This window comes from Streptomyces sp. NPDC059853, assembly GCF_042731495.1.
Classification (GTDB): domain Bacteria; phylum Actinomycetota; class Actinomycetes; order Streptomycetales; family Streptomycetaceae; genus Streptomyces.
Genome location: NZ_JBHWJL010000230.1, coordinates 1 through 8,579 on the forward strand (window position 1 = coordinate 1; position 8,579 = coordinate 8,579).

At 70.5% G+C, this 8,579-nt stretch carries 6 protein-coding genes and 1 tRNA gene; 6 read left to right on the forward strand and 1 reads right to left on the reverse strand.

The window, feature by feature from the left end:
* Window positions 1-55 precede the first annotated feature (55 nt).
* Window positions 56-142: transfer RNA gene (locus tag ACFV5N_RS20755), tRNA-Leu, on the reverse strand.
* A 344-nt stretch (window positions 143-486) separates the two neighbouring features.
* On the opposite strand from ACFV5N_RS20755, the gene ACFV5N_RS20760 reads away from it, so the two are divergent.
* The 6 genes from ACFV5N_RS20760 (at window position 487) to pknB (ending at window position 8,562) form a co-directional block, all read left to right on the forward strand.
* Window positions 487-1,299, forward strand: a complete 813-nt coding sequence (locus ACFV5N_RS20760) for an FhaA domain-containing protein (protein WP_385601865.1) — start codon at window positions 487-489, stop codon at window positions 1,297-1,299.
* A 10-nt stretch (window positions 1,300-1,309) separates the two neighbouring features.
* Window positions 1,310-1,822 (forward strand): FHA domain-containing protein, encoded by a 513-nt coding sequence (locus ACFV5N_RS20765; protein WP_385601868.1) that lies wholly within the window; start codon window positions 1,310-1,312, stop codon window positions 1,820-1,822.
* A gap of 79 nt (window positions 1,823-1,901) precedes the next feature.
* A complete protein-coding gene (locus ACFV5N_RS20770) occupies window positions 1,902-3,395 on the forward strand; it encodes a PP2C family protein-serine/threonine phosphatase (RefSeq protein ID WP_385601871.1) in 1,494 nt (497 codons plus the stop codon).
* Between the two features lie 73 nt (window positions 3,396-3,468).
* Window positions 3,469-4,863 carry an FtsW/RodA/SpoVE family cell cycle protein gene (locus ACFV5N_RS20775; RefSeq protein WP_385601873.1) on the forward strand — a complete coding sequence of 465 codons (1,395 nt, stop codon included), beginning with the start codon at window positions 3,469-3,471 and terminating at the stop codon, window positions 4,861-4,863.
* Window positions 4,860-6,323: a peptidoglycan D,D-transpeptidase FtsI family protein gene (locus ACFV5N_RS20780; RefSeq protein ID WP_385601876.1), complete on the forward strand. Its 1,464-nt coding sequence runs from the start codon at window positions 4,860-4,862 to the stop codon at window positions 6,321-6,323. Before ACFV5N_RS20775 ends, ACFV5N_RS20780 begins: the two co-directional genes overlap by 4 nt.
* 235 nt (window positions 6,324-6,558) lie before the next feature.
* Complete coding sequence (gene pknB / locus ACFV5N_RS20785) at window positions 6,559-8,562, forward strand: Stk1 family PASTA domain-containing Ser/Thr kinase (RefSeq protein WP_385601879.1); 2,004 nt, start codon at window positions 6,559-6,561, stop codon at window positions 8,560-8,562.
* Window positions 8,563-8,579 lie beyond the last annotated feature (17 nt).

Consider the following 8,579-nt stretch of genomic DNA (forward strand, 5'->3'; position numbering starts at 1 on the left):
GGGCCCCGCACCGCGGAGCGGCCGGCATCGTTATTACGATGCCGGCCGCTCCGTCTGGTGCGCGAGGGGGGAGTTGAACCCCCACGCCCTTTCGGGCACTGGAACCTGAATCCAGCGCGTCTGCCTATTCCGCCACCCGCGCATTGGGTGTTGCCGCCTTGTTTCCCTGGGCGTTGGCCCCTGGCGACGAAGAAAAGGCTAGCACGGTTCGGGCACCGCTCTCACCTCGGTGATCCGCGCCCCCGACCCGCACCCCCGCGACCCCGGCCCACGGCCGTAATCCCTCCCCATCCCTCCGCAGAACCTTCGCGCATGCGGGACACTGTTCTCTGCTCCCCTTTACGATCCCGGGGGGAGCAGCGGCGTGGGTGCGGGCCCCTTCCGGAGCCCCGGCGGGAACCACCTGATCGTCTCGCGCGTGGATACGATCAGTAAGCACTACCGCGCCGAACCGCAGGCTGTCGGGACACCGGAAGGAGGTGCGTCATGGGAGTCTTGAAGCGTTTCGAGCAGCGCCTCGAAGGTCTCGTCAACGGCACCTTCGCCAAGGTCTTCAAGTCCGAGGTGCAGCCGGTGGAGATCGCCGGCGCGCTCCAGCGCGAGTGCGACAACAACGCCACGATCTGGAACCGCGACCGTACCGTCGTCCCCAACGACTTCATCGTCGAGCTGAGCGGCGGCGACTACGACCGGCTGGCCCCGTACTCCGGGCAGCTCGGCGAGGAACTGGCCGGAATGGTCCGGGAGTACGCCAAGCAGCAGCGCTACACCTTCATGGGCGAGATCAAGGTCCATCTGGAGAAGTCGCCCTCCCTGGACACCGGTCTGTACCGGGTCCGCAGCCGCACCCTGGCCGCCAGCAGCAGCGCGCACGGCCCCAGCTCGCCCACCTTCGGCGGCGCGGCCCCGCTGAACCCGCCGCCCGGTGCCCCCGCCTACCCCGCTCGCCCGGCCGGGGCGCCCCCGGTTCCCGCCGGGCCGCCGCCCGGCGCCGGTGCCGCGGCCGGTGCGCGGGGCACGCTGCGCCGCTGGGTGGAGATCAACGGCACCCGCCACCAGATCTCCCGCCCCACCCTGGTGCTGGGCCGCAGCACCGAGGCCGACGTCCGGATCGACGACCCCGGGGTCTCCCGGCGGCACTGCGAGATCCAGGCCACAGAACCGGCCACAATCCGGGACCTGGGCTCGACGAACGGCATCGTGGTCGACGGGCAGCACACCAAACGCGCTACGCTCCGCGACGGCTCACGCGTCGTCGTGGGCAGTACCACCGTCATTTACCGGCAAGCCGAAGGGTGAAGCGGGGGCAATGTCAGAGCTGACCCTGACGGTCATGAGGCTGGGCTTTCTGGCCGTGCTGTGGCTGTTCGTGATCGTCGCCGTGCAGGTGATCCGCAGCGACCTGTTCGGTACCCGCGTCACCCAGCGCGGCGCCGCCCGCCAGAGCGCGCCGCCGATGCAGCCGCGCGGCCGGCAGCAGCAGCCGCAGCAGGGCAAGTCCGGCCGGGGCGGGCGCCAGCGCCGCGGCGCCCCCACGAAGCTGGTGATCACCGAGGGTTCCCTCACCGGAACCACTGTCGCCCTCCAGGGCCAGACCATTACGCTCGGCCGGGCACACGACTCGACGATCGTGCTGGACGACGACTACGCCTCGGGGCGGCACGCCAGGATCTACCCCGACCGCGACGGCCAGTGGATCGTCGAGGACCTCGGATCGACCAACGGCACCTACCTTGAGCGCGGCCGGCTGACCAGCCCGGTACCGATCCCGCCCGGAGCGCCGATCCGGATCGGCAAGACGGTCATCGAGCTGCGGAAGTAGGGACGGCCACCATGAGGACCGGGACCACCGGAGAGCGGACAGCGTGTTCGGAGCCCCGGAACAGGCGGGTGAGGTGAGCATGACACTGTCCCTGAGATTCGCCGCCGGATCACACGTCGGCATGATCCGCGACCACAACGAGGACTCCGGCTACGCCGGGCCCCGGCTGCTGGCCATCGCGGACGGCATGGGCGGCCAGGCCGCGGGCGAGGTCGCCTCCTCGGAAGTGATCTCCACCCTCGTCCAGCTGGACGACGACATCCCCGGCTCCGACATCCTCACCTCCCTCGACTCCTCGGTCCAGGGCGCCAACGACCGGCTGCGCGCCATGGTCGAGGAGGACTCCCGGCTGGACGGCATGGGCACCACGCTCACCGCCCTGCTGTGGACCGGCCAGCGGCTCGGTGTCGTCCACGTCGGCGACTCCCGCGCCTATCTGCTGCGCGGCGGCGAGCTGACCCAGATCACCCAGGACCACACCTGGGTCCAGCGCCTGGTCGACGAGGGCCGCATCACCGAGGAGGAGGCGACCACCCACCCGCAGCGCTCCCTGCTGATGCGGGCCCTGGGCAGCGCCGACCACATCGAGGCCGACCTGTCGATCCGCGAGGTGCGCGCCGGCGACCGCTACCTGGTCTGCTCGGACGGGCTCTCCGGCGTCGTCAGCCACGAGACCCTCCAGGACACCCTCGGCACCTTCCTGCCCCCGCAGGACACCGTCCGTGACCTCATCGAACTCGCGCTGCGCGGCGGCGGCCCCGACAACATCACCTGCATCGTCGCCGACGTCCTCGACGTCGACACCCAGGTGGGCGACACCCTCGCCCAGCAGCTCTACGACGCCCCGCAGATCGTCGGCGCGGTCGCCGAGGTCCAGGCGCAGACCGGCGGCGACACCCCGGCCACGCCCGCCTCCCGCGCCGCCGAGCTGGGCCGGCCGCAGCCCGGTGCCCCCGGCGACGGGGCGTCCGGCGCCGGCCCCGGCGGGGTGGCGCCCGGCACCTTCGGCGCGTTCACCGACGACGAGTACGTACCGCAGCGGCCCCGCCGCCGCCCGTGGCGCACCATCAGCCTCTCCGTCCTCGCGCTCGCCGTCCTCGGCGGCGGCCTGTACGGCGGCTACCGCTGGACGCAGAACCAGTTCTACGTCGGCGCCAACGGCGACCACGTCGCGCTCTTCCAGGGGCTCAGCCAGGACCTGGGCCCGCTCAGCCTGTCCAGCGTCAAGGAGGACCACCCGGAGATCTCCCTGGACCTGCTGCCCGACTACCAGCGCAACCAGGTCGAGGGCACCATCACCGCCGCCGACCTCGCCGAGGCCCGTACCCGCATCACCGAACTCGGTGAGCAGGCCGACGCCTGCCAGGCGCTCGCCGACCAGCGTGCGGCCATCGAGGAGGCCGAGCGGGCGGGCGAACAGGACAAGCAGGACGCCAAGAACGAGACCACCGACCCCGACACCCCCCAGGACGCGGACGCGGCCGACCCCGGCGAGGGCGGCGAAGCGGCCGGACCCGAGATCCCGACCCTCACCGAACGCCAGCAGCAGCTCGCGCGGCAGTGCGCGTCGTAGCCGGCGTTCCGCGTAAGCGAGGCCCGTATCCGCCCGCGCGGTGCGGCCTGGCGCGACCCAGAGACCTGAAGCGATGAGCACCAGCAACACCACCGTCTCCACCGGCGGGCTGCCCAGCCGCCGGAACACCGAGCTGGCGATGCTCGTGTTCGCCGTGCTCATCCCCGTGCTGGCCTACGCCAACGTGGGCCTCGCCAAGGACGGCTCCGTCCCGGCCGGCACCCTCCAGTACGGCGCGGGCCTGGGCCTGATGGCCGGCGTCGCGCATCTGGTGGTACGCCGCTGGGCCCCGTACGCCGATCCGCTCATGCTGCCGATCGCCACCCTGCTCAACGGCATGGGTCTGGTGCTGATCTGGCGGCTCGACCTGGAGCCGCAGATCACCACCGCCAAACTCGGCGGGCCGATGGCGCCCAACCAGCTCATGTGGTCGGCGCTGGGCGTGGCCCTCTTCCTCGGGGTGCTGATCTTCCTCAAGGACCACCGCATCCTCCAGCGCTACACCTACATCTCCATGGTGGTCGCGCTGCTCCTGCTGATCTCCCCGCTGTTCTTCGGCGAGGTCAACGGCGCCCGGATCTGGGTCACCATCCCCGGGGTCGGCTCGCTCCAGCCCGGCGAGTTCGCCAAGATCGTGATCGCGGTGTTCTTCGCCGGCTATCTGATGGTCAAGCGGGACGCGCTCGCGCTGGCCTCGCGCCGCGTCCTCGGCGTCTATCTGCCGCGCGGCCGTGACCTGGGCCCGATCCTGGCGATCTGGGCCGTCTCGCTGATGATCCTGATCTTCGAGACCGACCTGGGCATGTCCCTGCTGTTCTTCGGGATCTTCGTGGTGATGCTGTACGTCGCCACCGAGCGCACCAGCTGGATCATCTTCGGTCTGCTGCTGTCGGTGACCGGCGCGGTCGCGGTGGCCTCCATGAACAGCCACGTCGGCCAGCGCGTCGACAACTGGCTCAACCCGCTGGCCCTCGGCTCCAACGGCGGCGTCACCGAGACCGCCCAGTCCATGTACGCCTTCGGCTCCGGCGGCCTGTTCGGCTCCGGGCTCGGCCAGGGCTACTCGCGTCTCATCGGCGGCATCGCCACCAAGTCCGACTACATCCTGGCCACCGTCGGCGAGGAGCTGGGCCTGGTCGGCCTGATGGCGGTCATCCTGCTCTACGGGCTGCTCATCCAGCGCGGCATGCGCACCGCCCTCGCCGCCCGCGACCCGTTCGGGAAGCTGCTCGCGGTCGGCCTGTCCGGGGTCTTCGCGATCCAGGTCTTCGTGGTGGCGGGCGGTGTGACCGGGCTCATCCCGCTCACCGGCATGACCATGCCGTTCCTCGCCCAGGGCGGCTCCTCCGTCATCGCGAACTGGGCTTTGATCGCGCTCCTACTTCGGATCAGCGACACTGCACGACGACCCGCACCCGCCCCCGCGCCCAACACGGACGTCGAACAGACACAGGTAGTACGAGTATGAACAAACCCATGCGACGCGTCGCGGTCTTCTGCGGCCTGCTCATCCTCGCTCTGCTGGTCCGGGTCAACTGGGTGCAGTTCGTCCAGGCCGACGAGCTGCAGACGGACGCCAACAACCGGCGGGTCCTCATCGAGCGCTACGCCCACCCGCGCGGCGACATCATCGTCGAGGGCCAGCCGATCACCGGCTCGGTCGAGACCGACGACAACGACTTCCGGTACAAGCGCACCTACACCGACGGCGAGATGTGGGCGCCGGTCACCGGCTTCGCCTCGCTGTTCAACACCACCCTGCTGGAAGGCATCTACGACTCGATCCTCACCGGGGACGACGACCGGCTGTTCTTCAACCGGACGATCGACATGCTCACCGGCAAGGACCGCACCGGCGGCAACATCATCACCACCCTGAACGAGGACGCCCAGCGCGCCGCGTTCGAGGGCCTGGGCGACAAGAAGGGCGCCGTCGCCGCCATCGACCCGCGCACCGGGGCGATCCTGGCGCTGGTCTCCACGCCCTCCTACGACCCGTCCACCTTCACCGGCAACACGGTCGAGGACAGCGAGGCGTGGACGGCGCTCCAGAAGGAGAACAACCCCGACGACCCGATGCTCAACCGCGCGCTGCGCGAGACGTACCCGCCCGGGTCCACCTTCAAGGTGGTCACCTCGGCGGCGGCGCTGGAGCACGGGCTGCTCGACGGGGTGGACACCAAGACCGACTACCCCGAGCCGTTCATCCTCCCCGACACCCAGGACGTCCCCCTCGACAACCTCATCAAGGGCCGCTGCCAGGACGCCACGCTGCGCGTGGCCCTGGAGGACTCCTGCAACACCGTCTTCGCCGGCATCAGCAACGAGCTGGGCAACGAGAAGATGATGGAGACGGCCGAGTCCTTCGGCTTCAACGAGGAGGTCTTCACCCCGGTCCGCGCGGTCGCCAGCCAGTACCCCGAGGACAACCGCCCGCAGAACGCCATGGCCGGCATCGGCCAGGCGTCCAACCGGGCCACCCCGCTCCAGATGGCCATGGTCGCCGCCGCGATCGCCAACGACGGCAAGCTCATGCAGCCGTACATGGTGGACCGGCTGGACGCCCCCAACGCCAATGTGATCGAGCAGACGGAGCCGGAGGAGATGAGCCGGCCGCTGTCCGCCGAGAACGCCCAGGCGCTCCAGTCGGCCATGGAGTCCGTGGTCGAGGACGGCACCGCCTTCAACGCCAAGATCGACGGCGTGAAGGTCGGCGGCAAGACCGGTACGGCGCAGCACGGCGAGAACAACGCGGACATCCCCTACGCCTGGTTCATCTCCTACGCCATGACCGACAACGGCTCCCCGGTCGCGGTGGCCGTCGTCATCGAGAACGGCTCCGACGACCGCAGCGAGGTGGGCGGCAACGCGCTCGCCGCCCCGATCGCGAAGGACGTCATGGAGGCCGTCCTGGCGGGCCAGAATTGACCGCACCGTGACAACCGCGCCCACCCGTCACACGTCATACACATGACCGGCCCGTACCGGGCCCTTCCCGGCCGGACGCGATACCGGTTGCGTATCAGCGGACGGCCGGGAGCCGGGCGCCCGGCTCGCGGCGGGTACCGTAAGCCAGAGCTTGGACCCCTCGTGCCCGAGGGCGGGGGACCCCAGCCGGGCCGACCACAGGTGCGGCCGGGATCGAACGGAGAGGGCAGGAATCATGGATGAGCCGCGTCGCCTCGGCGGGCGGTACGAGCTGGGCCATGTGCTCGGTCGCGGTGGCATGGCCGAGGTGCATCTGGCCCATGACACCCGTCTCGGCCGTACCGTCGCCGTCAAGACCCTGCGCACCGACCTCGCCCGTGACCCCACGTTCCAGGCCCGCTTCCGCCGCGAGGCGCAGTCGGCCGCGTCCCTGAACCACCCCGCGATCGTCGCCGTGTACGACACCGGCGAGGACTACGTCGACGGCATCTCCATCCCGTACATCGTGATGGAGTACGTGGACGGCTCCACGCTGCGTGAGCTGCTGCACTCCGGACGCAAGCTGCTGCCCGAGCGCGCGCTGGAGATGACGATCGGGGTGCTCCAGGCGCTGGAGTACTCGCACCGCAACGGGATCGTGCACCGCGACATCAAGCCGGCGAACGTGATGCTCACCACGTCCGGCCAGGTCAAGGTGATGGACTTCGGCATCGCCCGGGCCATGGGCGATTCCGGCATGACGATGACGCAGACGGCCGCGGTGATCGGCACCGCCCAGTACCTCTCCCCGGAGCAGGCCAAGGGCGAGACGGTCGACAACCGCTCCGATCTGTACTCGACGGGCTGTCTGCTGTACGAGCTGCTCGCGGTCCGGCCGCCGTTCATCGGGGACTCCCCGGTGGCCGTCGCCTATCAGCATGTGCGCGAGGAGCCGCAGCCGCCGAGCGTCTTCGACCCGGAGATCACCCCGGACACCGACGCCATCGTGCTGAAGGCGCTGGTCAAGGACCCGGACTACCGGTACCAGAGCGCCGACGAGATGCGTGCCGACATCGAGGCGGCCCTGGACGGCCGGCCGATCTCGGCCGCGCTGCCGGTGGGCGCGGCGGCGTACGGGTACGACGACCGGCCGACGACGGCGCTGCGGGCGACCGACCCGCAGACCGCGATGATGCCGCCGGCCGACGGCGGCGGCTACGACGACGGCTACAGCCGGGCGGACCGGCGGCAGCGCAAGAGCAATCTGTCGACGATCCTGCTGGTGCTGGCCGGAGTGCTGGTGCTGATCGGCGCGATCTTCATCGGCAAGGCGCTGTTCGCCTCCGATCCGCCGCCGAGTTCGCTGACGGTGCCGGATCTGGCCGGGCTCACCCTGGAGGAGGCCCAGCGGCAGGCGAACGGCATCGACCTCAAGGAAGGCGACAGCAAGCCCTGCGAGGAGGCCGAGGGCACGATCTGCGAGACCGATCCGGCAGCCGGCGAGGAGATCGAGCGCGGTGACACGGTGACCGCGATCATGTCCGAGGGCCCGGCGCCGATCGAGGTCCCGGATGTGACCGACAGTTCCTTCGACGACGCGAAGGCGGAGCTGGAGGAGGCGGGCTTCACCGACATCCAGCAGGCGACCGAGGTCAACGCGAACGCCGAGCCGAACACGGTGCTCTCCCAGGACCCGGCCGCGGGTTCCGAGGCGCAGCCGGACGAGACCATCACCCTGACGGTGGCGGTGGCGCCGGACACGGTGGCGGTGCCCGATGTGGTGGGCAAGACGTTCGACGAGGCGAAGGGGATCCTGGAGGGCGAGGACTTCACGGTCACCCGGGTCAACCAGACGGACGACTCGCGCCCCGAGAACACGGTGATCAGCCAGTCCCCGGGCGCCGGGAACCAGCACACGCCGAACGGGACCGTGACGCTGACGGTGGCGATCCCGTCGCCGAACCAGCCGCCGGAGCAGGTGGACATCCCCGATCTGAACAATCAGCCGCTGTCCTCGGCGCGCGGCACGCTGGAGGGTCTGGGGCTGCGGGTGAAGGTCGAGGGGCCCGACACGGAGTCGGCGCAGGTCTTCGCGACCAACCCGGGCGCGGGCACCAAGGTGGACAAGGACACCGAGGTCATCGTCTACACCTGGGACCCGGGCGCGGGCGACCCGGGCGGCGGTGACGGCGGCCCCGGCGGGGACGCGGGCAACGACAACGCCGGCGGAGGCTGGCCGTTCGGCGGGTCCGGCGGCTGACGGCCACCGGACGATAC

Excerpts from the sequence above, each read along its gene's own strand:
- ACFV5N_RS20760 (WP_385601865.1), top strand. The coding sequence starts at position 487 with ATGGGAGTCTTGAAGCGTTTCGAGCAGCGCCTCGAAGGTCTCGTCAAC.
- ACFV5N_RS20765 (WP_385601868.1), top strand. The coding sequence starts at position 1,310 with ATGTCAGAGCTGACCCTGACGGTCATGAGGCTGGGCTTTCTGGCCGTG.
- ACFV5N_RS20770 (WP_385601871.1), top strand. The coding sequence starts at position 1,902 with ATGACACTGTCCCTGAGATTCGCCGCCGGATCACACGTCGGCATGATC.
- ACFV5N_RS20775 (WP_385601873.1), top strand. The coding sequence starts at position 3,469 with ATGAGCACCAGCAACACCACCGTCTCCACCGGCGGGCTGCCCAGCCGC.
- ACFV5N_RS20780 (WP_385601876.1), top strand. The coding sequence starts at position 4,860 with ATGAACAAACCCATGCGACGCGTCGCGGTCTTCTGCGGCCTGCTCATC.
- pknB (WP_385601879.1), top strand. The coding sequence starts at position 6,559 with ATGGATGAGCCGCGTCGCCTCGGCGGGCGGTACGAGCTGGGCCATGTG.